Genomic DNA, 22,548 nt, shown 5'->3' on the forward strand with positions numbered 1-22,548 from the left:
GTGATGCACACCCCTGTCCTTCTCGTCGGCAGCGTCCCACTGGACAATGCCGAGGAGGTATTCCGTACCGCCGGCGAACTGGTCGGCGACCGTGTCGAGGCGCTGCCGGACGGCGAGACGGGCGACCGCCATCAATGGATAACCTTCCTTGCCTTACGCACGTACTACATGCATCCCCAACTGGATTTGTTGCAGCGGCCGGCCGCTGTGGAGGGAGAGGAGCAGTGGATACCCAGCTCACACGGAGACCACTGGCAGTTCCGTGTGAAGCCCGGCGTGACCGACCTGCTTTTCGAAGACCTGCGGTACGCGGGAGCCGCCCTCAGCTCCTACCTGACCTTCCGGGAGCTCAAAGAGAAGGGCGTGATCCCCCCTCACGTGCGCTTCCAGGTCAGTCTGCCGTTCCCCTGGAGCGGGACGCTGCTCTTCTTCACGCAGGCCCTGGATGATCTCCCACAGGTCGTCTCCGCCTACGAGAGGGCGCTCGTCCGGGAGATCCAGAAGCTGATGCTGGCCATCCCGGCCGACGAGTTGTCCATCCAGTTCGATGTCTGCCTGGAACTGCTCGCCCTGGAAGGCGTTTTCCCCTTCGTCCCGCCGGGCGACGCCATTGAGCGTTTCGCCGGCTGGTGCGAGCTGTTGGCCGCCGACATACCGGAGAACGTCCGCCTCGGCTATCACTTCTGCTACGCCGACCTGGGGCACCGGCACATCAAGGAACCCGAGGATCTTGCCCCCTCAGTGACGATGGCCAACACAGCGGTCGCCTCCTCGCGGCGCCGGGTCGACTACGTCCACATGGCCGTCCCTCGCGACCGGCACGACGATGCCTATTTCCAGCCGCTCGCCGCGCTGAACGCCCCGGATACCACCACTTACCTCGGCCTGGTTCACATCACCGACGGCGTTGATGGAACCCGTCGGCGTATGGGCACCGCGCGCGCCCATCTACCGCGCTTCGGTATCGCCACGGAATGCGGTTTCGGCCGCCGGCCCCCTCAGCAGGTCGACGAGCTCCTCCGCCTGCACGCGGTACTGAGCTCTTCTCAGCCTGCCCGGCGGGACGAGTAGTTGGGCCGACGGACAGGTGAGGCCAGCCCCTGGTAGATGGTGGGAGCCCTTTTCCACCGGTCAGCAGGCGGTCACAGTCCCACGCCAAGATCCGCGCCCTCGTCGACGCTGCCGAACCGTGCCTCGGAGAGGGTCACTGCCGCCACGCCGGGTGGGGTGGCTGACCGCGACAAACTCGATCTGGAGGGCGTTTCCGAGTCCACAGCACGCCTATTTCGTTGGGTCGCGTTGTGACCGAGCGTCCCGTCGGCCGCTGCTACGGTCGCGTGTATGACGCTCTCAGTGTCCATGGGCCGGCCTGTCGATCTGCGGGTGGAGCCGGTTGACGAGGTTCTCGACCGCGTCGAGCGGTCTCTTCAGGTCCGCTTGGTGCCGGACACGGTGGTGCGTAAGCGCCGGTCCGTGGGAGCGCGGACGGACCGCGAGACCTGGGTCCGCGTCGAGCGGCGCTCGCTCGACAAGATCACTGATCAGGGGTGGAACGGCACCGAATGCGCCACAGGTCTGAAAGGGGTCGTCCAGCCGACCTGGCACGGATGCGTGGTCTGGCGGGATGCCGGAGGCACGGCGATGTGGAGGGCCGATGAGACAGACCTTCTGTCGGCTGCCCCCGCCGGGAGCGCCGTGGTGAGTGAGGCACCTGAGCTGCCAGAGGCATGGTGGCAGGCGTTGAACGCCTCGCTGGACGCGTTGGCGTCTCATAGGACGAGGCGGGTTGCCACGCCCGACACCGAAATGATCACCCAGGAACTGGTCACCGAGTCCATCCGCGGCGTCTTCCCCGGAAACTTCGATACGGCCGTGAAGCGATGGGTGCCGGCTCATGCGGACCTGAACTGGGCCAATGTGACCGCTCCGGTGTTCAGCCTTTTCGACTGGGAGGACTGGGGCAACGCGCCGCGAGGGCTGGACTCCGCGTCACTGTGGGCAAGCGCGCTCGCCGTCCCGGCCCTGGCCGATCGCGTACGGCGGGAGCGCCGACGCGATTTCGAGAGCCGGGACGGCAAGCTGATGACGCTGTTCGTCTGCGCGAAGATCCTCGGGCCGTACGCGCACCCCGAGGACCCTCGGCTGGAGCCCGCGCGGCGTGTGGCCGAGCAGGTTGTCGAAGAGCTTCAGGCGGGCTGATCGTGCGATCGGTCGCGGAGGAGTCTTCGGTACTCGTGGACGGTTCGCTCCTCGACCTCGCCCGCCAGGACATCGACGAGTTCGCCGAGGTGCGTGGGGTCGTCAGTGCCCACCGCGACGGAGCCAACTCGCGGGAGGTGGTAGGCAGCCCGGAAGGCCGCCTGCACGCGGGAGAACCTGCTCCCGTGCCGCAGGAAGAGGCGCGGGTCGATCCTGGCCCACACCGGGTCGTCAATGCTGCCGCCGAAGGGGCTCATCCCCCACACCGCATGGTCGCCGAGATCCCATGCTTCGGCGAGGGCGTCAGCCGCGGCGAGTGATCCGCCCCCTACCAGCAGGCCTGCTCGGATCATGAGGGCCGACGGTGTCGGCGCGGTCGGGTCGACCAGGTTCAGTAGGTGCGACGGGTTCCAGGATGCGATGCCCCAGGCGGCGCACATCCCTTTCGTCACGGAGTCGTCGAGTGCGGCGCATGCCAGCGCCAGTATCTCCCGGTCGAGAGGAGCAGCGTCTCCGAGCGAGTGTTCCGGGTTGTGCAGGAACACCAGATCGGGTTCCCGGCCGAGGTCTCCCACAGCCTGCTCCACCGCTGCGTGCAGTCGTACGGGATCCAGGCAGTGCTCCGCGCCGCTCAGCCTCGGGAAGTATCCGACTTTCGTGGAGAGAGAGAATCTCGGCAGCAGGTCACCGGCTGTTCGCGCCAGGACACGGTGCGAGCGGAAACCGAGGTAGTTGGCGCTGGTGTCGAGGGCAGTGACGCCGAGATCGAGCGCTCCGGTCAGGACACGGCGTTCGTGACGAGACCTGTGTAGCCCGAGGACAACTCGGGGGTCAGCACCGCGCACATCTCCTCCTCCACCAGGATTTCGGCGACCTCCTTCACTTCCGCCCCGAGAACAGTTGTGGCCTTTTCCAGCGGGACCGGCCTGCCGCTCAGCAGCAGGCGCAGCGCGGGGAGAGCGCCGGCCTTGAGAGTCAGCTTCTTCCCCGCCGCCACGACGTGGACGGTTTCTTCGTTCTCTCGAATCCGGGGTGGGAAGTGAGTGGTGCACACGACGGCGTCGAGCGGTCCGAGGACGTCGAGGAACGGCACGTGACGGGGCAGGGCCGTCTCCTGCTCGTACGCGGTCAGGAAGTCGGCCGGGGAGCGTTCGCCGATCAGGAGGGCGGCGGCCTCGATCAGGGCCTTGTCGTCCAGGCCCTGGCCCCGGTCCAGGTCATGCCGGAAGATCTCGCGCTCGCGGCACCAGTCGGCAAGCCAGGCGAGCCAGTTCGCTCCGGTGCGCTTGGTGATCCCGAACGTGATGTGGAGACTCTTTCCCGAGCCACTGCCGGTCCGGGTCGCCTGGTGCCAATGCCCGCGAGGGATGTGCATGACGTCGCCGGTCTTCAAGAGGCCGGACCAGATGACCTCGTCGCTCGGGGTGTTGTTGGGGTTGGAGTCCCGGTACATCGGGACCTTGCGGGAAGCCGAGCGCACCTCCCATTCCTTCTCACCTGCGAGCTGCACGATCACGACGTCGTGGTCGTCCCAGTGCAACGGGAAGCCGGCGGCGTCGTTCGTGGTCAGGTACGCGTTGACCTGCACTCGTTCATGAGACCACCACTGCAGGGCGCGGCACACGACCTCCATCGTCGGGTCGAAGGCGTTGACCTGGTCGAGGATGAGCGTCGCGCCTTCCCGAAGGAGCCGCCCGAGGCTGCGCATCTCGACCATGGGGATGCTCTGTCCTCGAGGGCTGACGCTGTCGGTGTAGTAGACGGCCGGGTGTATTTCCTCGCCCTTCTGGAAGCACCGGAACTGCGGGCGGTCCAGGCTCCTGCGCATCGCAATGTCGAGCAGGCGGTTCGGAGTCAGGAGACGGGAGATGAGGGCGGGGTCCGCCATGCTTCCCCGCGCAAAGTTTCTGCCCAACTCGTCCGCTCCGCTCCATTCGAGTGCCCTCTCGACCGCACTGATCAAGCGATGTTCCATCGCGGCGTCCTCCATGAGTTCGACGAAGTGGTGCGGACACGGTGGGGCGGCACAACCGGTCGTACCGCCCCACCGCTCGGTGCCTACTCGCTGTCGTGCAGGTTGCCGTCGCCGCCCGGCCACGGGGCGTCGCCGGAGCTTCCGGAGTTGTCGGACCGGAGGCTGTCGTACCGGTCGTGGACGACGGACAGCTCCTCGACCGCCATCAGGAGACCGCTCCGGATCGGCAACGGGGTCGATTGCTCTTCCATCACTCGTGCTCCTTCCTCGTCGGTTCCTCCGCCGGGGTTCCGGCGGAAGTCGTGGTCGGCCCTTGCGGCTGTGGGCGAGAGGGAGTTTCACGGGCTGTGGCGGTCCCCGAACAGCGGGAAGAGCCGCAGTGCTACGTCGGTGGTCGGACAGGCCGGCCGATGCCCGAGAGGGCGTCCGCGTCCTGACGCAGAGCGGTCTCCAGGACGCGTTGGTCCAGTTCGTACAGACACGTGCGGCAGGCGTAGAGGGCCGCATGCATGCCGCTCGATCGGACGGGACCGATCCAGGTCACCTCGACGTCGCCACGTCTGCACCACAGCCAGCACTCGCCGCGCGCCTGCCATCCATGGCGGTCCCACAAGGCGTAGGCGGTGGGCTCTCCAGTGGCCGCGTCGATGTCGCGGCGGGTCGGTCGGTACACGACTTCGGAACCGGACAGCGGCGCAGCACGTGCGCTGTGCTGTCCCATCACGCGACCGCCGCAGTCAGCCGCTCGCATTCGGCTCCGGCCATGCGCTTCGTCAGCGGGGCGAACAGCCTGCGCAGGACGACGGACTCCGGGGTGTCGTCGAGGCGGATGGCGACGGCCGCGCCCTCGACCAGAGGCACACCCCACTCGCGTACCTGGTCGACGACCGTGCGCCGGGCCGGGGGACTGCCGCTTCGGTACCGGCGAAGACGAATCGATGGACGAGCGTGCGCATGCGGGGCCTCCGAGGAGCTGGAGAGCGGTTCCGTCCCCGGCGGGGCACGGGGACGGAACCGCCGATCTAAGGGCCGTTCCGAGAACGTGGGCCTTGGGCGCATCCCTTGGACGGCTGGTACTCAGTCAACGGCGTCGGTCTTCCCGTCGGAACGTTTCCGGGGGGTTTCTCTCCTGGGACGCCTCTCCTCGGAGACGGGTACAGGGCGTAGCCTCCCGACTACGCCTGGGAGACGACGGGAGTGGTGACATGCCCGGTGAGTCGTTAGCGGTCCACCCGCTGAGCTTCCTCCTCCAGACGCGCGGGTGGGGTAAGGCCGAATTCGCACGACTCATGCAGGAGCGTGGGAGGTCGCTCGGAATCCCGCTGGCAACCAACCGGACGACGGTGTGGAAGTGGGAGCAAGGGCAGGAGCCGGATGCGGATGCCCAGCACGTCCTCGCCCATCTTCTGGGTGTTCCGCACGAACAGGCGTGCGCGGAGGAGTGGCCCCGGTGGCTGCCGGTTTGGGAGGTGACAGAGCTCACCGCTCCATGGACCGAGGCCGGCACGGTCGAGACGCTGTCCGACTTGGTGGGAAGCGGCCGCATGGATCGCCGGGGGTTCCTCACCATTACCGGCGCGTCCTTGACCGGTCTCGCGGCGAGCTGGGTGGAAGCGCCCTCCGCCTTCGCCTCCGCGCTGAACGGTGATCGGGTCACGGACGCAATGGTCTCGACGATCGAGCAGCGCATCAGCACCCTCCGCACGCTCGACGACCAGCTCGGCGGGGCCCGGCTCCTGGAGCAGGCACGCGGCGATCTCGCCCTGGTCACCGGTCTTCTGGGCACCGGACGGTACACGGACGAAGTCCACCTCCGTCTGTACGCGCTGGCGGCAAGGGCGTCGCACCTGACCGGGTGGATGGCCTACGACGCCGGACTGCGATCCGCAGGGCAGCGCTACTACGTCGGCGCCCTGCGCAGTACCCGTACCGCCGGGGACGATGCCTTCGGCGCCTTCGTCCTCGCGGAGATGGGAGTACACGTTTCCGAGGCAGGACGCACCGAGGAACGGGTCGCTCTTATCACGACGGCGATCGACAACGCTCCTCGTGCTTTGTCATCCGTTACCAGGGCCTTCCTCCACCTGCACGAGGCGGAGGCTCTGTCGCGCGACGGCGACCACCGCAAGGCCGCCACCGCGCTCAACCGCGCTGCTTCTCTCTGGGAACGTCGTACGGCGGAGGAGAACCCGGACTGGCTCACCTGGTTCGGTGAGGCGCAACTGCGGTCGACTGAGGGCAAGGTCCTGTTACGCGCCGGACAAGTGGAGCGAGCGACACGCTCCTTGGAGACATCCGTGACGAGCGCAGCTCCACGGGACAGAGCAGTACGGGCCAGCCGCCTGGCCGAGGCGCGGCTCGCCGGCGGTGATGTGGAGGGGGCGCTGGACGCTGCCAACCACGGCGCCGGGCTCTTGGAGGACGGTGTCGGCTCCGTGCGAGCTCTGGACCGCCTCAAGGAGTTCTCGACCCGACTCGAACCGCACAAGAATGTGCACCTCGTCCGTGAGTTCCGCGAGCGCCTCCAGGAACTGCTCGTCCTCGTTTGAAAGTCGCCCATGCGCGTGTGGGCGATCTCTCCCATCGGACAGTACGGCCGGGCTGTCAGGATGTGCCGCATGACGACGATCGGCGGTGAGACGGCGCCCGGGTTCGAACCGGTCCGCGAGGCATTCGAGGTGAACTTCGCCCAGCATGGGGACATCGGAGCGGCGGTGTGCGTTTACCGGCATGGTCGGCCGGTGGTGGACCTCTGGGGAGGCGTGGCCGACACGGATACCGGCCGTCCGTGGGCACGCGACACGCTGCAACTGGTCTACTCGGCGACCAAAGGCGCGACCGCGGCCGTAGCGCACATGCTGGTCGAGCGAGGTGCGCTGGACCTGGACGCACCGGTGGCTGAGTACTGGCCGGAGTTCGCCGCGAACGGCAAGGGGGATATTCCGGTGCGTTGGCTCATGTCTCACCAGGCCGGCCTGGTCGCGCTGGATCGGCCGGTACCGCTGAAGGACGCTTTGACCTGGCGTCCGATGGCAGGAGCACTCGCCACTCAACGGCCCCTGTGGACTCCGGGCACGGCCCACGGATACCACGGCCGGACCTGGGGTTGGCTGATCGGCGAGGTGATCCGCCGTGTGTCCGGCCGCACACCTGGCCGCTTCTTTGCCGACGAGATCGCGGCGCCTCTCGGACTGGACTTCTTCATCGGGCTGCCGACGCGTGAACGTGACCGCGTCAGCCGCATGGTGTACCGGAAACCGGACGTCGATCTCACCACCGTGCCCGTCGAGTCGATCCCCGAGGAACTCCGCGAACAGGTCGCTGCCTGGCGCGATCCGGATTCGTTCAGCAACAGGGCGTACGCGGTCACCGACCCCGCCGAGATCGACTTCGACGCGCCGGAAGTACAGGCCGCTGAACTTCCGGCTTCCAACGGCATCGGTACGGCACACGCCCTTGCGCGCATGTACGCCGCGCTGATCGGAGAGGTGGACGGCGTGCGCCTACTCAGCCGGGAAACCTTGAAGAGGGCCACCGATGAACAGGCCGCGGGGAAGGACCAAGTCATGCTTGTGCCGAGCCGCTTCAGCGCCGGATTCATGCTGCCGACCACGTCCAACCCCATGACCGGCCCGTACGCCTTCGGTCATACGGGCAGGGGTGGCTCACTTGGATTCGCCGATCCCGAGCATGGCGTCACCTTCGGTTACGCGATGAACCACATCATCGGAGGCGGCGACGATGTGCGTGCAAGGTCTCTGGTGGATGCCCTGCGAGGTTGCATTGGCCCGAAGCGGGCTTCGAACGCCTGAGAATGCCGGGCCGCCAAGCAGGTCGCGGGGCGCTCGGACCCTTAACGTGCTGAACTGCCTGGGGATTGCGTGGTTGCGCGAGTATCGATCTCCGGGGGGAGGGTCACGTGGCTTCGCGGGCCGACAGGCGGGTCATCCACAAGTTCAGCCTGCGGCCGAGGCAGTTGGTGTTCATCACCTTGTTCCTGGGGTTGCCGGGCGTCCCCTTGGCACGTCCGGTCCTGGCGGAGGATGACGTGCCTGTCGCCTTGCAGGCGGCGGTGCTTGTGCCGGTGGGGCTGGTGTATCTCGCCATCGTCGCGTTCTGGCGGGCGGCGACCCTCGTCCATCAGGATCACATCGCGGTACGGCAGTTGTTCCGGACGCGTCGAATCGAGTGGTCGGACGTGCTGAGCATCGAGGCCGATGCCCAGTTTGGTTCGTCCAGGGTGTTGCTGCTCGACAGGGAGGGGCAGCTGTTCGCTCTGCTGGGGGGTGTCGAGGCGCATGGGGACGAGGTGCGCACCGTGAAGGGCCTCTGGGAGCAGTTCCGCGGTGAGAGTTGGGCGCCCCCGTCCGCGGCCTTCGTGGCGAGGCCCAGCGCCGTGCGCGGGCGCGGCGGTCCGCTCGCGTGGTGTGGGGCTGTCTGGTGGCGGTCGGTGTGGTTGTCGTGCTGGTGGGCTCCAGGGCGGCCCTTGACGCCTGATCAGTCCGTCCGGGGGTCGAGGGACTGCGCGATGTGCGCCGTGAGGGTGCCCAGCTGGTCGGCCTGCTCCTCCGTGAGCCGGCCGAAGACGTGCTCGCGCAGGGTCGCGTAGTAACTCGGCGCCACTTCCGCGTACTTCTGCGTGCCCGCCTCCGTCAGTGAGGCGATCGTCACGCGGGCGTCCGTGGGGTCCGGCTTGCGGACGAGCCAGCCCTGGCGCTCCAGGCGGGCCGCGATGCGGGACAGGTGGGACGGGGTGACGCGGGACAGTTCCGCGAGTGAGCTCATGGTGTGGGTGCGGCCCCGGTGCTGGGTCAGGCACCACAGGATCAGGAACTCGTGATGGCTCAGTCCCTGCTGCTTGAGCCGCCCGTCCAGGGCTGCCGGAAGCCACAGGAGTACCGACAGCAGTGACTCCCACGTCTCCGTCTCGGCCGGGGCCAGCTCGTATTCCGCGTCCACAGGCGCGATCGTAGCGCGTCGGAACTTTCCGCGGTAAGTGACTCTCCGATACTTGCAGCGGAAAGTAATCCACTCTAAGTTAGTTTCCGTTGCAAGTGATTCCATCGAGGAGTGAACCATGCGTGCTGCCCGCTACCACGACTACGGCCCCGCCGACGTGCTCGTCATCGAGGAGATCCCGGAGCCGCACGCCGGGCCCGGCGAGATCCGCGTCCAGGTCGCCGCGGCCAGCGTCAACCCCGTCGACTGGAAGCTGCGGTCGGGGGAGGTCCGTGAGCACTTCCCGGTCGACTTCCCGGCGATCCCCGGGCGCGACGCCGCCGGTGTGGTGGACGAGGTGGGCGAGGGCGTCACCGGCGTCGCCGAAGGCGACCGGGTCTTCGGGCTCGGCGGGATCTTCGGGGCGTCCGCGCAGTACGCCACGCTGACCGCCTGGGCGCCGGTGCCGGAACCGTGGACCCTGGAGCAGGCCGCCGGGGCCGGACTGGCCGTCGCCACCGCGGGCCGGGGGCTCGACGCGCTCGGCGACCTGTCCGGCCGCACGCTGCTGATCGAGGGGGCGGCAGGAGGCGTGGGCAGTGCCGCCGTCGCCATGGCGGTGGCCCGCGGCGCCACCGTCATCGGTACGTCGAGCCCGGGCAAGCACGCCTATCTGCGCACGCTGGGAGCCCTGCCCACCACCTACGGCCCCGGGCTGGCCGACCGGGTGCGCGAACTGGCCCCGGCCGGAGCCGACGCCGCGTTCGACATGGCCGCCTCGGGTTCCCTCGCCGATCTCGTCGCCATCGCCGGGGACGCGGACCGCGTGGTGACGGTCGCCGACGTCGCGGGCGCGGAGCGGCTCGGCGTGCGGCACCTCTACGCCGAGAACGACTCCACGGTGCTCGCCGAGGGCGCCCGGCTCGGCAGCCAGGGCAGGTTCACGCCCCACCTCGCCGCGACCTACCCGTTGGACAAGATCGCCGACGCACACCGGGAGGCCGAGCTCGGGCACACCCAGGGGAAGATCGTCATCACAGTGTGAGGGGGATCTCGCCCGGTGAGGGGGTACCGGCGAACGGCCGTTCAGTCCGTACCGTGGCACTCCCCGTAGGCCCGGCCCGAGCCGCACCAGCACTCCGCCGACCGCTCCGGAGGCCAGGCCACCGCACGCCCGCGAGCCGCGAGGGTCGTGGCGTACTGGGGGAGCAGGGTCGGGTCGGCGGGGGAGCTGAGCTCCGAGGCCGCGAAGGCCTCGTACGAGGGGACCGTGCCCGTGACGATGCCCAGGTTCCCGGTGCCCGAGGACGCGAGTTCGCGCAGGGCCGCCTCTATCGTCGCCAGGTGGGCGTCGTAGGACGGGTACTCCTCCGCCAGGTCCGGGTACGCCTCCGTCAGCTCGGTCAGTTCGTTCGCCGGCCAGTGCAGGACCGCCACCGGGAACGGGCGGGACAGGGCCTCGCGGAACTGGCCCAGTTCCGCGCGCAGGCGGACGATCTCCGCCTCCAGCTCCGCCGGGTTCTCCGAGCCTAGGGACCACACGCGCTTGGGGTCGTGCAGTTCGTCCAGGGTGATCGGCAGGGTGTGGACGGTGTCGGCCAGGGCGTCCCACTCGTCGTGCGCCGCGCCGAGCATCCTCCGGACGCGGTGGCGGCCGAAGAGGAGCGGGTGGGTGGCCCGGGGCGGGGTGGTCCCTACGGCCCCCTGGGGCCCGTCGGCTCCCGCGGCCCCCTCGGTCAGGAGGAGGCGTACCGCCTGCGTGAACGTCTCGTGCGCCTGTTCCAGCTCGTCGTGCGACTCCAGGGACTCCGCGACGATCACCCAGGGGGCGGGGTCGCGCGGGGCGGCCGCGCGGATACCGGTGATGATCGCGCGGGCCTCCGCCTCGTGGCCGTACTCCCACAGGTTCGAGGCCTTGAGGGCGCGGACCAGGTGGGGCTGGTCCAGGTCCGTGGCCGAGGTGAGGAGACGGTCGTAGAGGGCGGTCGCGGCGGGGCGGTCGCCGGAGAGTTCGCGGTGCGCGGCGGCCCGCAGGAGCAGGGCCTCGGCGTCCTCGGGGTAGCGGTCGGCGGTCCGCTCCAGGCGGGCGGCCTCTGCGGTGTGGTCGACGTTTTCGGCAGGCGTGTCGGGGCGCATGGGGGACACCGTACTGCCGACGGGTGACAGGAGGTGAGAGCGCGGGGGCGGAGGGTCCGCGTCCGGCACGTTCCCGTCGCTGCCCGACCGTCACCGCTGCCACCAGCGCCGGGACCGTCGTCGTGGGGTTTGTGTTCACGCCCGTGACGTCCGGCACACCGGGTGCGGAACCGTCGTGCGCGGTCGGACGTTGAGGTGGTGCCGGTGTAGCTGCGGTGCGGGGGGATTCGATACGGTCCAGGGGGCAGAGAACGGGGAGGTGGGCGACGGGTGATCCGGCATCGGGTGACCGGGCGTTCCGGCTTCGCCGTGCTCCTGCCGCTGCTTCCGTTCGTGCTGCTTCTGCTGCCCGCCGCCGGTGGCCTCTCCGTCGTCGATGTCGCGCTCGCCGCGACCGCCGCGGCCGGCAGTGCGCTCGCCGTCTGTGCCTTCGTCGCCGCGCGCTGCGTGCCCGCCGTCCCGCCCACCCGGGTGCGTACGGCCATCCGCGACCGTGACCGGCGTACCGCCTTCCTGCCCCAGCGCGATCCCGACGCCAAGGGGCGCACCCGGCCCCGGGCGCCCGGACGCCTCCTTCCGGCGACCGCCGCGTAGGGCACGGCACCTTCCTTCACGTTCACGCCTTTTCACGTTCACGTTGAGGGGCCGCGCCTTGCTGCGGGTCGTCATGCCGTCACGTCATCCACCGGTTCTTCCGGTGTTTCCGGCACGACGAGACCCCCGGAGGGCTCACCCATGTCCGTCTTCGCCAACCTGGTCGACAGCCTGGCCGATCTGCTCCGGCCGCTGTTCGGCCTCTCCGCGGCGGCCGCCGCGATCGTTCTGTTCACCGCGCTCGTACGACTTCTCGTCCACCCCCTCTCCCGGGCCGCCGCGCGCGGTCAGAAGGCCCGGACGGCGCTCCAGCCCCGCATCGCCGAACTGCGCCGCAAGCACCGGCACAACCCCGAGAAGCTCCAGCGGGCCGTGCTGGAACTGCACACCGAGGAGAAGGTGTCGCCGCTGTCCGGGTGTCTGCCGAGCCTCTTCCAGCTGCCCGCGTTCTTCCTGCTGTACCACCTGTTCTCCAGCGAGACGATCGGCGGGCACCCCAACGAGCTGCTCGGGCACCGGCTGTTCGACGCGCCGCTCGGCGGGCGGTGGGCGGACGCGCTCGGGGACGGCGGGATGTTCGGCGGGGCGGGGCTCGTCTACCTCGGGCTGTTCGCCGTCGTCGCGGTGGTCGCCTGGTTCAGCTACCGGTTGTCGCGGCGCATGATGGCCGCCCAGCCGTCGACGGCCGCCGGTGCGGGGGACGGTGAGCAGGTGCCCGGGCTGGGGGCGGTGACCAAGGTGATGCCGTTCATGTCGTTCTTCACGCTGATCACCGTCGCCGTCATGCCGTTGGCGGCCGCGCTCTACATGGCGACGAGTACGACGTGGAGTGTGGTGGAGCGGGCCGTGCTGTACCGGTGAGCGTGCCGTTGATGCAGGGTCCAGTACGTGAACCAGGTCTTGCGGTGTGCACCGGGGACTTGGAGGATCGACCAGCCCTCCGGTGGCTGCGCCTCGCCGCATCCGGGTCGTCTTCATCGGCGGGCGGCCCGCGATCGAGGGAGACGTGACCATGAAGCTGCTGCGAGTCGGTACGGCGGGACAGGAGCGGCCCGCGCTGCTCGACTCCGAGGGGGTCCTGCGGGACCTCTCGGGGCTCGTCGCCGACATCGACGGGGCGCTGCTCGCCGACGAGGCGGCGCTCGGGCGGATCCGCGCCGCCGCCGACACGGGCGAACTGCTCGCGCTGGACGCGGAGGGGCTGCGGATCGGGCCGCCGGTGGCGCGCATCGGCAAGGTCGTGTGCATCGGGCTCAACTACCACGACCACGCACGTGAGACGGGGGCCGAGGCGCCCGCCGAGCCGGTGATCTTCCTCAAGGCGGCGGACACGGTCGTCGGGCCGAACGACACGGTGCTGGTGCCGCGCGGGTCGGTCAAGACCGACTGGGAGGTCGAGCTGGCGGTCGTGATCGGGCGTACGGCGCGGTACCTGGAGTCGGCGGAGGAGGGGCTCGCGCATGTCGCCGGGTACGCCGTCGCGCACGACGTCTCCGAGCGGGAGTTCCAGATCGAGCGGGGCGGGACGTGGGACAAGGGCAAGAACTGCGAGACGTTCAACCCGTTGGGGCCGTGGCTGGTGACGGCGGACGAGGTGGGTGATCCGCAGGATCTGTCGTTGCGGTTGTGGGTGAACGGGGTGTTGCGGCAGGACGGGACGACCGCGGATCAGATCTTTCCGGTGGGTGAGGTCGTGCGGTACGTCAGTCACTTCATGACGCTTTATCCCGGGGATGTGATCAATACGGGGACGCCGGCGGGGGTGGCCATGGGGCGGGCCGAGCCCAAGCCGTATGTGCGGGCGGGGGATGTGGTGGAGCTGGAGGTTTCGGGGTTGGGGCGGCAGCGGCAGGTGTTTGCCGGGGCGTGAGGAGGGGGGTGGGGGCTTGGATTTTTTCGCCCCCGCCGCCCCTTCCCGTCCCGTCCCTGGGGGGCTGCGCCCCCCAGACCCCCTTTTGCGCCCACGCGGCGGAGCCGCATATCGATACAGCCCCGCGCCCCTATGTGTCGCCAGCCTGGTTCAAGAAGTGGTCCAGTGCTTCTACCACCATGTTGTGGTCCTCCAGTTGGGGGAGGCCCGAGACCGTTACCGTGCCGATGGTTCCCGCTCCGGTCACCGTGATGGGGAAGGAGCCGCCGTGGGCCGCGTAGGTGTCGGGGTCCAGGCGGGAGGAGTCCTCGAAGGTCGTGCCCTTGGCGCGGAAGCGGGCGCCGACCAGGTAGGACGCGGAGCCGTAGCGCTCCACCACCCGGCGCTTGCGGGCGATCCAGGCGTCGTTGTCGGGGGTGGAGCCGGGCAGGGCGGCGTGAAAGAGCTGCTGGCCGGAGCGGTGGATGTCGATGGCGACGGGGGCCTGGCGCTCCCGGGCCATCTCCACCAGCAGGGAGCCGAGCGCCCACGCGTCGTCGTGGGTGAACCGGTGGAAGACCAGGCGGCGTTCCTGGGCCTCGAGTTCCTCGACGGTCGGGGTGAGTTCGGGCGTGGTCACAGGGTCACCGTCACTTTCTCCCGGGCGGAACGGCGGGCCGCCTCCAGTACGTCGAGGGCGGCGGCCGCCTCCAGCGCGGTCACCGGGTTGGGGGCGCCGTCCAGGAGGGCGCGCGCCACGCCCTCGTAGTAGGCGGGGTAGTCGCCCGGGAGGGTCGGTACGGGGGTGCCGCCGCCGGTCACCGGGGACTCGCCTGCGCCGACCCTGCCCCACAGCTCCTCGGGTTCCGTGCCCCAGCCGGGGCCGGGGCGTGCGCCGTCGCGCAGGGCGGCCTCCTGGGGGTCCAGGCCGTGCTTGACGTAGCCGGCCTTCGAGCCGAGGACGCGGAAGCGCGGGCCGAGCTGGGCCGTGGTCGCGGAGACGTGGAGGTGGGAGCGGACGCCGCTCGCGTGCGTGAGCGCGATGAACGTGTCGTCGTCGGTCTGCGCGTTCTCGCGGCGGATGTCCGTCTCGGCGTACACGTGGGTCACCGGGCCGAACAGGGTCAGGGCCTGGTCGACGACGTGGCTGCCGAGGTCGTAGAGCAGGCCGCCGATCTCCGTCGGGTCGCCGGACTCGCGCCAGCCGCCCTTGAGCTGCGGGCGCCAGCGCTCGAAGCGGGACTCGAAGCGGTACACGTCGCCGAGTCCGCCCTCGTCGATCAGCTTGCGCAGGGTGAGGAAGTCGTTGTCCCAGCGGCGGTTCTGGAAGACGGACAGGAGCAGTCCGCGCTCCTCCGCGAGCGTCGCCAGCTTGCGGGCCTCGGCCGCCGTGCCGGCGACGGGCTTGTCCACGACGACCGGCAGTCCGGTCTCCAGCGTGACGGTGGCGAGCGGGACGTGTGTCCTGTTCGGGGACGCGATGACGATCAGGTCCAGCTCGTCGGCGCGGCCGAGCAGCTCGTCCGCAGTCGCGGCGAGGCGTACGTCCGGGTACGCGGCGCGGGCCTGCTGCTGCCGCTCGGGGTTCGAGGTGACCACCGTGTCGAGCGCGAGGCCCTCGGTCGCGGCGATCAGCGGGGCGTGGAACACGGAGCCCGCGAGGCCGTAGCCGACGAGGCCGACGCGGAGGGGAGTGCCAGTCATGGCACTACTTTCGCAACGCTGTTGCCAAAGTGCAAGCGGGAGGGAGAATGGGGCGGGTGAAGAAGACGAACCAGAGCAGCGGTGCCGGGCAGCTGGGGGCCAATCTCCTCGCCCTGCGCAGCCACAACACCGCGCTCGTGCTGGACCTGCTGCGCACCGCGGGGACGGAGGGCATCAGCCGGCTGGAGCTCGCCGAGCGGACCGGGCTCACCCCGCAGGCGGTCAGCAAGATCACGGCCCGGCTGCGGGAGGACGGGCTCGCCGCGGAGGCGGGACGCCGGGCGTCCACGGGCGGCAAGCCGCGCACGGTGCTGCGCCTGGTGCCGGAGGCGGGACACGCGGTCGGCGTGCATCTGGACCGCGACGAGACGCGGGCGGTGCTGGTCGACCTCGACGGGACGGTGGTGGCCCGGCGCGGGGCGCCGCTGGACCTCGGCGCGGGGGCGGACGCGGTGCTCGCCGGAGTGGCCGGGGTCGTCGAGCCGCTGCGGGCGGAGACGGCCGGGGGGCGGCGCGCGCCGCTCGGGGTGGGGGTGGCGCTGCCGGGGCCGCTCGACCACCGGCGGGGCGTGCTGCACCGGGTGACGGGGTTCCCCGAGTGGGACGGCTTTCCGCTGCGGGCCGCGCTGGCGGAGCGGCTGGGGGTGCCGGTGGTCGTCGACAAGGACACCAACGCGGCGGCGCTGCGGCTGGCGGTCGGGGGAGTGGGCGGTTCGTTCGCCTATCTGCACCTGGGTACGGGTCTTGGGGCGGGGCTGGTGATCGGGGGGAGCGTGCACCGGGGGCCGCGGACGGGGGCGGGTGAGTTCGGGCACCAGGTGCTGCAACTGGACGGGCCGCCGTGCGGGTGCGGGAACCGAGGGTGCGTGGAAGTGCTCTGTCTGGGTGCGATGGCACGCGGGGAGGCCGAGGAGGCGGCGCGGGTACTGGGCGCGGCCGCGGCGAATCTCGTGGGGTTGCTGGACATCGACCTCGTTCTGCTCGGGGGACGGACCGTCGAGGCGGAAGCGGGGGCGTTCGTGAAGGGGGTGCAGGCGGTGCTGACGGCGCGTGCGGAGCGTACGGGGGAGGCGACGGTGCCGGTGCGGCTCGCGGGCGGTGGTGAGCTCGGGGTTGCGGAAGGGGCGGCCCAGCTGGTGCTGGCGCCCGTGTTCGGGCGGGGGGACGGCTGAGGGCACCGACGGGGTGTGATCAGTCCAACTGTCGCTATACGTAAGGAAGTTGTCACTGCACGGCATAAAAGTGGAGTGCTTCGACTTTCACGAAAATTGAGTGTTTAATCAAATTGCCGAGCTGCGGCGCGCACGGTCGGGAGGCCCAGGTTCCCCTTTTCCTGTCCACGCGTCGGTGGCCCGGTCGTCGCGAAGACAGGGAGTATGCCTCCGATGCAGGATCAGGACGCGGTCCTACCGGACGCAGGTGCAGAACGGCTGGTCGCCGGCCGCTACCGACTGCTGTCCGTCCTCGGTGCGGGCGGCATGGGCAGGGTGTGGCGCGCCCGGGACGAGGTGCTGCAACGCGAGGTCGCCGTCAAGGAGGTCCGCGCGCCCGCCGAACTGCCGCCGGAACGCGTCGAGATGATGTACGCCCGGCTGGAGCGGGAGGCCTGGGCGGCGGCACGCATCAGCACCACCAGCGTGGTCACCGTCCATGACGTGGCCACGTTCGACGAACGCCCCTGGATCGTCATGGAGTTGGTCCGCGGCCGGTCACTGGCCGACGAGATCGACTCACGGGGTTTCCTCCCGCCCGGGGAGGCCGCGCGCATAGGCGCCCGGGTGCTGGAGGCACTGCGCGCGGCGCACGCGGCGGGCGTGCTGCACCGTGATGTGAAACCCGCCAACGTCCTGCTCGCCGACGACGGCAGAGTGGTGCTCACCGACTTCGGCATCGCCACCGTGGAGGGGGATTCCGCGCTGACGATGACCGGCGAGGTCATCGGCTCGCCCGAATACCTCGCGCCCGAGCGGGCGTTGGGCCGTACGCCCGGCCCCGCTTCGGACCTGTGGTCCCTCGGTGCCCTGCTCTACTCGGCGGTGTCCGGCCGGTCGCCCTTCCGTCGCACCTCCGCCCTGGCCACCCTGCGCGCCGTCGTCGACGATCCCCTGCCGCCGCTGGACGCCGGGCCCCTCACGCCCGTCCTCGACGGACTCATGCGCAAGGACCCCGCGGACCGGCTGACGGCCGAACAGGCGGCGGAGCTGCTGCGGCGCGCGGGGGAGGGGAACGGGGACGAGGCGGCGCCGGCCGGTGGACAGGACGCCGCGACGGCGGCACGGGCTTCGGGGCCGGATCCCGACGGCACCACGGCCGTGCTGCCGACCGACACCGCGCCCTCGACGCTCCCCGACCGGTCCGTGGATCCCCGGATCTTGGTGGCGGCAGACGTTCCGCCCGGGAGGGAACGGTCCGGTGCCGGTACGGCGGCCGCCGGGGCCGGCGACCCCACCGCGACGGCCCGCGCCGACGCTCCCCCGACGGCGGCCGGCACCTCGCGCACGGTGGCGAACACGCCCACCGTCGCGGCGGACCCCCGGCCTCCGGCGGCGGACCCCCGGCCTCCGGCGGCGGACCACGGCGCAGGACGCCCGGACACGCCCGCCGCGCCCGTCGCCCCTGCCGCGCCCACCGCGCCCGCCCGGGACGACGCCCGGCCGCCCACGGCGATGAACCGGCAACCGGCACCCGTGCCCGCGCCGGTACCCGCGCCCCCGGCCCAGCCGATGCCGACCCCCACACCACCGCGGTCCGCGACGGCCCCCGCCCAGGCCGTCCCGCCCCGCCGCCCCCGGCGCACCGGATTCCTGGTCGCCGCCGCGGCGCTGGCGCTCACGCTGGTCGCCGGAGGTGTGTACGTGCTCGTCGACCGCGCCGGTGCCGGCGGGGAAGGGAAGGCGTCCGGCTCGGGGGCGGCGGGCCAGGCGTCCGCCGGCGCCTCCGAGGCGGCGGACGACACACAGGACGACACACAGGACGACACACAGGACGACACACAGGACGGCGCACGGGGCGACGCGGACCGGAACCCCGTGTCGGTCACCGTGACCGGCCGCTCGACCACCTACGCCGGATCCTGTCCCCCGCAGGGCACGGACGCACCCTGGTTCACCGCGACCTTCACCGCGTCCGAGCTGCCCGTCCAGTTCTCGTACCGGTGGGTGTCGTCCAACGGGTCCGTGGTCGACTCCGAGTGGCGGACCCTGGCGTTCCGCGAAGGCGGTTCCCGCACCCACAAGGAGACCGTCCGGCTCTCGACGTACGCGCGGGCCGGGACGCTGCGCAGCGAGATGGCCGTCGAGATCCGCTCGCCGTTCGACGCGAAGTCCAACTCCGTTCCGTTCTCGGTGACCTGCGGCACGTCGGCGGGTTCGTGAGACCGGTCGGCAAGCGAGCGCGGGGGGCGGCAGGCCTCCCGCGCCAGGCAGAACGACGTGAGGAGCTGCCGTGGCGTCGGTCATCGTGGGGCGTACGGGTCCCTTCGCCGGTCAGAGTGTCGTCCTCGGCGACGCCCCGCTGACCTTCGGACGCAAGAGCGACAACGACGTCGTCATCGTCAGTTCCAAGGCCTCCCGCCTGCACGCCGAAATCGTGCCGGAGAACGGCGCGTTCGTGCTGTACGACCGCAACAGCAGGAACGGGACCTTCGTCAACGACCGGCGGCTGACCGCCGGTCACGCGCTGGAGCACGGGGACGCCGTCCGCATCGGCGAGGAGACCTTCCTGTTCGAGACGCAGGAGGCGCTGGAGACGGTCATGGACCTCTCCCAGCTCGACCTGCCCCGGGCGGCCGACGTACGGGCCGACCCGGGCGAGCTGCGCGTCACCGTGTCCGGCGGAGGGCCGGTCGGCCTCGCCTTCGCGCTGCTCCTCGAGCACGCGCTGCCGGGCCGGGTCGCCATCACCGTGCACGACGGGCGGTGGACCCTGCGGGGCTCCGCCGTGGTCTGGAAGGACGAGTCCCAGGGCAACGTCCGCCGTCAGCAGGTCGTCACCGTGCAGAGCCGGCAATATCTGGCGCTCACCGAGGAGATGCGGTCGGCGCTGTTCGGCGCCGGGGAGTACGGCGAGATGTGGCCGGTCGGGCCCGACTCCGTGGACGGCCGTCCGCCGCGCAACGTCCGGATCGCGCACGTCGAGGACAAGCTGCTGGAGCTGGCCGGCGCCAAGTCCGCGATCCGCCTGGTGCCCAGGCGCTTCGACGCGGCGGAGCAGGAGCACCGGATCGCCCAGGAGCACGTCCTGGTGATCAGCGAGGGCGGCCGGTCGCGCACGCGCGAGCACTTCGAGAGCCGGTTCGGCGCGGCGGACGCCTCGATCTACTCCCTCGACGGCGAGCACCTCCAGGACGTGGTCCTGGGACTGCGCGTCAAGTCCCGCCTCCCCGACCCGATGAGCGTGCTGCTGACCGTCGCGCAGAACCGGTTCCTGCTCAACTCCCTGAACGGCGAGGGCTTCCTCAACATGCGGCTCACCCGCGAGGAGACGCGTGACGTGATCGGCATCGACCCGGTCCGGCACGTCTTCGAGGAGTGCATCGCCTCCCGGCCCTGCGTCATGACCCGCCACGAGGACAACGAGTTCGTCTGCCCCACGCACGGCACCCTGTTCCTGCCCGCGCTGCTGCGCAGTTCGCCGCTGTGGAAGCGGATCCTGGAAGGACTGCGGCTGTTCGGCGTCGCCGAGGACGACCTCAGCGCCGTCACCTCCTTCCGGCTGGACATGGTGCAGCGTCCGCGCTTCACCGCCCAGCTGACCCGCCCCACCGCCGCGCACCCCGGAACGTACGGGTTCCTGCTGGGCGACGCGGCGAACGCCATCCACTTCTGGCCGGGGCGCGGCCTCAACAGCGGCTTCGCCTCGGCCGTGTCCCTCGCCCGGTCCCTGAGCCGGGTCTGGCGGGGCCGTCCGCTGCGCGACGCCGACTTCATCCGGCACGAGGCGGCGATGTCCATGCTCCAGTACCGGCACAAGAGCCGCGCCTGGAACGCCATGGTGACCACGGACGAACGGGGCGCGACCCACGCCATCAAGGACGTCATCGCCCGCAGCATGGAGGGGGAGACGGCCGGCCCGGCCGCGGAGTCCGACCTGGAGTCGCTGCTGGACCGGATGCGGGCCATCCGCGACCGGCTCGCGCCCCGCCTGCCGGGCCTGCCCGGCGACGACGTCCTGCGCGCCCATCTGTCCACGCTCGCCCCGGCCACCGTGCGCACCCTCCAGCGGAGCGGCGCCTGGGACACCCTGATCGTCGGCGGGGAGGAGGCCGACATCGACCTCTTCTACCAGTCGGAGGCGCCGGTCTTCGTCGCCCGGCCCCCCGACCCGGGGACCGGCCGTCCCGTGGATCCGCGGCAGCCGGGGGCACTCGGCCAGGTGCCGGCCGGGCAGCGGGCCGTACCGGGCATTCCCTCATGATCCCGGTCTGTTTAGGCTGAGGCGCACGCAGGAACGCGTACGGCAGGAGATCCCGCACATGGCAAACCGCAAGCCGATCCGATCGTGGCTCACCGACATGGACGGGGTGCTGATCCACGAGGGCGTACCGATCCCCGGCGCCGACGCCTTCATCAAGAAGCTGCGCGAATCCGGCAAGCCCTTCCTGGTCCTCACCAACAACTCCATCTACACCCCGCGCGACCTGCACGCCCGGCTGCGCCGCATGGGCCTGGAGGTGCCGATCGAGAACATCTGGACCTCCGCCCTGGCCACCGCCAAGTTCCTGGACGACCAGCGGCCGAACGGCTCGGCGTACGTGATCGGCGAGGCCGGGCTGACGACCGCACTGCACGACATCGGCTACGTCCTCACCGACCACGAACCCGACTACGTGGTGCTGGGGGAGACCCGCACGTACTCGTTCGAGGCCATGACGAAGGCGGTCCGTCTCATCAACGACGGCGCCCGCTTCATCTGCACCAACCCCGACGAGACCGGCCCCTCCGTCGAGGGCCCGCTCCCGGCGACCGGCGCCGTGGCCGCGCTGATCACCAAGGCGACCGGCCGGCAGCCGTACTTCGCGGGCAAGCCGAACCCGCTGATGATGCGCACCGGGCTCAACACCATCGGGGCCCACTCCGAGAGCAGCGCGATGATCGGCGACCGCATGGACACCGACGTGCTGGCCGGCATGGAGGCCGGGATGCAGACGTTCCTGGTGCTCACGGGGCTGACCAGGCCGGAGCAGGTGGAGAACTTCCCGTACCGCCCCTCGCAGGTCGTGGACTCCATCGCGGACATCGTCGACCTGGTCTGACCCCGGGCAGCTTCACCCGTACGGAGTAGTCGGCGCCGGGGCCGGGGTGCGGGTCCCCGGACCGCGCGGGAACCTCCAGGAGTGTCTGGAGGTGCACGATGGGTTCCCTGCGCATCACTCTCCGTGCGGGCGGGGGCCGTCGGGAGGAACGCCGTCTTCCGTCGGGCACCGGGCGGCTGCTCGCCGGAGTGGCCTGGCTGGTGCTGCTGCTCGGGCTGTGGCTGTGGGGCGGCCCGCCGCCGAACGGCGCACCCGCGGGCCCGGCCGGGCCCGCGACCGGCGACATGGCGGCGGCCGGACGCCCGTCGCCGGCACCCTCCGCCACCGTGCCGCGCCGCCTCGACATCCCGGCCCTCGGTGTGCGAGCCCCGGTGACCGCCCGCGACCTGGACGAACACGGCGCGCTCGCACCGCCCCCGCCCGGCACGGTCGCCTGGTACGCGGACGGGGCGGCCCCGGGCGCGCCCGGCACGGCGCTGATGGCGGGGCGGATCGGCGATGCCGGGGCCCGGCCCGCCGTCGGCCAGGAGATCAGGGTGGTCGGTGCGGACGGCGAGGCCGCCGGGTTCACCGTGCGGGACGTGCGGGTCGTCGCCCGGGACCGCTTCGACGTCCGGCAGGCCCACGCGCCGCGCGACGACGGACGGGCCGAGCTGAGGCTGATCACCTGCGGTGGCACCGCCGCCGCCTGCGGGGACCGCGTCGTCGTCACCGCGTATCCGGCCGGCGGCTGAGCACCCGGGCCCAGGGCGGCCCCACCTGCCCGGTCGGCGGGCCGCTCCCCGGGGGCCGCCGACCGGGCCGGTCCTCGACCACGCGGACGGCACGGGACGCGGGAGTGACCCGGCGCGCCGCGCGGGAGGCCGCGACCGACCGGGGGCGTGCGGGGGCAGCGCACGC

At 71.0% G+C, this 22,548-nt stretch carries 23 protein-coding genes; 14 read left to right on the forward strand and 9 right to left on the reverse strand.

The window, feature by feature from the left end:
• Both AC5L3C_RS23635 and AC5L3C_RS23640 read left to right on the forward strand, forming a co-directional pair.
• Positions 1-1,071, forward strand: a complete 1,071-nt coding sequence (locus AC5L3C_RS23635; protein WP_493650714.1) for a hypothetical protein — start codon at positions 1-3, stop codon at positions 1,069-1,071.
• A gap of 270 nt (positions 1,072-1,341) precedes the next feature.
• Positions 1,342-2,199, forward strand: coding sequence for a hypothetical protein (locus tag AC5L3C_RS23640; RefSeq protein WP_493650715.1), 858 nt, complete (start codon positions 1,342-1,344; stop codon positions 2,197-2,199).
• Here the strand turns inward: AC5L3C_RS23640 and AC5L3C_RS23645 are convergent.
• The 5 genes from AC5L3C_RS23645 to AC5L3C_RS23665 all read right to left on the reverse strand — a co-directional run bounded on the left by AC5L3C_RS23645 (position 2,187) and on the right by AC5L3C_RS23665 (position 5,035).
• A complete protein-coding gene (locus tag AC5L3C_RS23645; RefSeq protein ID WP_493650716.1) occupies positions 2,187-3,044 on the reverse strand; it encodes an aldo/keto reductase in 858 nt (285 codons plus the stop codon). The genes AC5L3C_RS23640 and AC5L3C_RS23645 overlap by 13 nt on opposite strands.
• Positions 2,978-4,174 carry a JmjC domain-containing protein gene (locus AC5L3C_RS23650; RefSeq protein WP_493650717.1) on the reverse strand — a complete coding sequence of 399 codons (1,197 nt, stop codon included), beginning with the start codon at positions 4,172-4,174 and terminating at the stop codon, positions 2,978-2,980. The genes AC5L3C_RS23645 and AC5L3C_RS23650 overlap by 67 nt, the downstream gene beginning before the upstream one ends.
• Positions 4,175-4,257: 83 nt before the next feature.
• Positions 4,258-4,425, reverse strand: a complete 168-nt coding sequence (locus AC5L3C_RS23655; RefSeq protein WP_493650718.1) for a hypothetical protein — start codon at positions 4,423-4,425, stop codon at positions 4,258-4,260.
• Between the two features lie 131 nt (positions 4,426-4,556).
• Positions 4,557-4,847 (reverse strand): hypothetical protein, encoded by a 291-nt coding sequence (locus AC5L3C_RS23660; RefSeq protein ID WP_493650719.1) that lies wholly within the window; start codon positions 4,845-4,847, stop codon positions 4,557-4,559.
• 47 nt (positions 4,848-4,894) lie between these two features.
• Entirely contained in the window at positions 4,895-5,035 is a 141-nt protein-coding gene (locus AC5L3C_RS23665) for a hypothetical protein (protein WP_493650720.1), read from the reverse strand.
• Positions 5,036-5,379: 344 nt separating this feature from the next.
• Here AC5L3C_RS23665 and AC5L3C_RS23670 point away from each other — a divergent pair, with 344 nt between their 5' ends.
• The 3 genes from AC5L3C_RS23670 (at position 5,380) to AC5L3C_RS23680 (ending at position 8,783) form a co-directional block, all read left to right on the forward strand.
• Positions 5,380-6,723: a tetratricopeptide repeat protein gene (locus AC5L3C_RS23670; protein WP_493650721.1), complete on the forward strand. Its 1,344-nt coding sequence runs from the start codon at positions 5,380-5,382 to the stop codon at positions 6,721-6,723.
• A 69-nt stretch (positions 6,724-6,792) separates the two neighbouring features.
• The gene (locus AC5L3C_RS23675) at positions 6,793-7,986 is read left to right on the forward strand and encodes a serine hydrolase domain-containing protein (RefSeq protein WP_493650722.1); all 1,194 of its coding nucleotides are present in this window, start codon (positions 6,793-6,795) and stop codon (positions 7,984-7,986) included.
• A 281-nt stretch (positions 7,987-8,267) separates the two neighbouring features.
• On the forward strand, positions 8,268-8,783 hold the full coding sequence (locus AC5L3C_RS23680) for a PH domain-containing protein (protein WP_493653990.1): 516 nt from the start codon (positions 8,268-8,270) through the stop codon (positions 8,781-8,783).
• On the opposite strand, the gene AC5L3C_RS23685 is transcribed toward AC5L3C_RS23680, so the two are convergent.
• Entirely contained in the window at positions 8,672-9,133 is a 462-nt protein-coding gene (locus AC5L3C_RS23685; protein WP_493650723.1) for a MarR family winged helix-turn-helix transcriptional regulator, read from the reverse strand. The genes AC5L3C_RS23680 and AC5L3C_RS23685 overlap by 112 nt on opposite strands.
• Before the next feature lie 118 nt (positions 9,134-9,251).
• Between AC5L3C_RS23685 and AC5L3C_RS23690 the strand changes: the two genes are divergently transcribed.
• Positions 9,252-10,157 carry an NADP-dependent oxidoreductase gene (locus AC5L3C_RS23690; protein WP_493650724.1) on the forward strand — a complete coding sequence of 302 codons (906 nt, stop codon included), beginning with the start codon at positions 9,252-9,254 and terminating at the stop codon, positions 10,155-10,157.
• Positions 10,158-10,198: 41 nt separating this feature from the next.
• On the opposite strand, the gene AC5L3C_RS23695 is transcribed toward AC5L3C_RS23690, so the two are convergent.
• Entirely contained in the window at positions 10,199-11,248 is a 1,050-nt protein-coding gene (locus tag AC5L3C_RS23695) for an SEC-C domain-containing protein (RefSeq protein WP_493650725.1), read from the reverse strand.
• Between the two features lie 270 nt (positions 11,249-11,518).
• On the opposite strand from AC5L3C_RS23695, the gene AC5L3C_RS23700 reads away from it, so the two are divergent.
• The 3 genes from AC5L3C_RS23700 (at position 11,519) to AC5L3C_RS23710 (ending at position 13,712) form a co-directional block, all read left to right on the forward strand.
• Complete coding sequence (locus AC5L3C_RS23700; RefSeq protein ID WP_493650726.1) at positions 11,519-11,842, forward strand: DUF6412 domain-containing protein; 324 nt, start codon at positions 11,519-11,521, stop codon at positions 11,840-11,842.
• A gap of 141 nt (positions 11,843-11,983) precedes the next feature.
• Positions 11,984-12,703, forward strand: a complete 720-nt coding sequence (locus tag AC5L3C_RS23705; protein ID WP_125506252.1) for a YidC/Oxa1 family membrane protein insertase — start codon at positions 11,984-11,986, stop codon at positions 12,701-12,703.
• A 151-nt stretch (positions 12,704-12,854) separates the two neighbouring features.
• A complete protein-coding gene (locus tag AC5L3C_RS23710) occupies positions 12,855-13,712 on the forward strand; it encodes a fumarylacetoacetate hydrolase family protein (RefSeq protein WP_125506253.1) in 858 nt (285 codons plus the stop codon).
• Between the two features lie 130 nt (positions 13,713-13,842).
• On the opposite strand, the gene AC5L3C_RS23715 is transcribed toward AC5L3C_RS23710, so the two are convergent.
• A complete protein-coding gene (locus AC5L3C_RS23715) occupies positions 13,843-14,331 on the reverse strand; it encodes a heme-degrading domain-containing protein (RefSeq protein ID WP_493650727.1) in 489 nt (162 codons plus the stop codon).
• Positions 14,328-15,395, reverse strand: coding sequence for a Gfo/Idh/MocA family protein (locus AC5L3C_RS23720; RefSeq protein WP_493650728.1), 1,068 nt, complete (start codon positions 15,393-15,395; stop codon positions 14,328-14,330). The genes AC5L3C_RS23715 and AC5L3C_RS23720 overlap by 4 nt, the downstream gene beginning before the upstream one ends.
• A gap of 47 nt (positions 15,396-15,442) precedes the next feature.
• Between AC5L3C_RS23720 and AC5L3C_RS23725 the strand changes: the two genes are divergently transcribed.
• The 5 genes from AC5L3C_RS23725 to AC5L3C_RS23745 all read left to right on the forward strand — a co-directional run bounded on the left by AC5L3C_RS23725 (position 15,443) and on the right by AC5L3C_RS23745 (position 22,382).
• Positions 15,443-16,567 (forward strand): ROK family transcriptional regulator, encoded by a 1,125-nt coding sequence (locus AC5L3C_RS23725; protein ID WP_493650729.1) that lies wholly within the window; start codon positions 15,443-15,445, stop codon positions 16,565-16,567.
• 213 nt (positions 16,568-16,780) lie between these two features.
• Positions 16,781-18,769: a serine/threonine-protein kinase gene (locus tag AC5L3C_RS23730; RefSeq protein WP_493650730.1), complete on the forward strand. Its 1,989-nt coding sequence runs from the start codon at positions 16,781-16,783 to the stop codon at positions 18,767-18,769.
• A gap of 70 nt (positions 18,770-18,839) precedes the next feature.
• Positions 18,840-20,810: an FHA domain-containing protein gene (locus AC5L3C_RS23735; RefSeq protein ID WP_493650731.1), complete on the forward strand. Its 1,971-nt coding sequence runs from the start codon at positions 18,840-18,842 to the stop codon at positions 20,808-20,810.
• Between the two features lie 58 nt (positions 20,811-20,868).
• Positions 20,869-21,648: an HAD-IIA family hydrolase gene (locus tag AC5L3C_RS23740; protein ID WP_493650732.1), complete on the forward strand. Its 780-nt coding sequence runs from the start codon at positions 20,869-20,871 to the stop codon at positions 21,646-21,648.
• 98 nt (positions 21,649-21,746) lie between these two features.
• Entirely contained in the window at positions 21,747-22,382 is a 636-nt protein-coding gene (locus tag AC5L3C_RS23745) for a sortase domain-containing protein (protein ID WP_493650733.1), read from the forward strand.
• Positions 22,383-22,548 lie beyond the last annotated feature (166 nt).

This window comes from Streptomyces speibonae, from assembly GCF_984686075.1.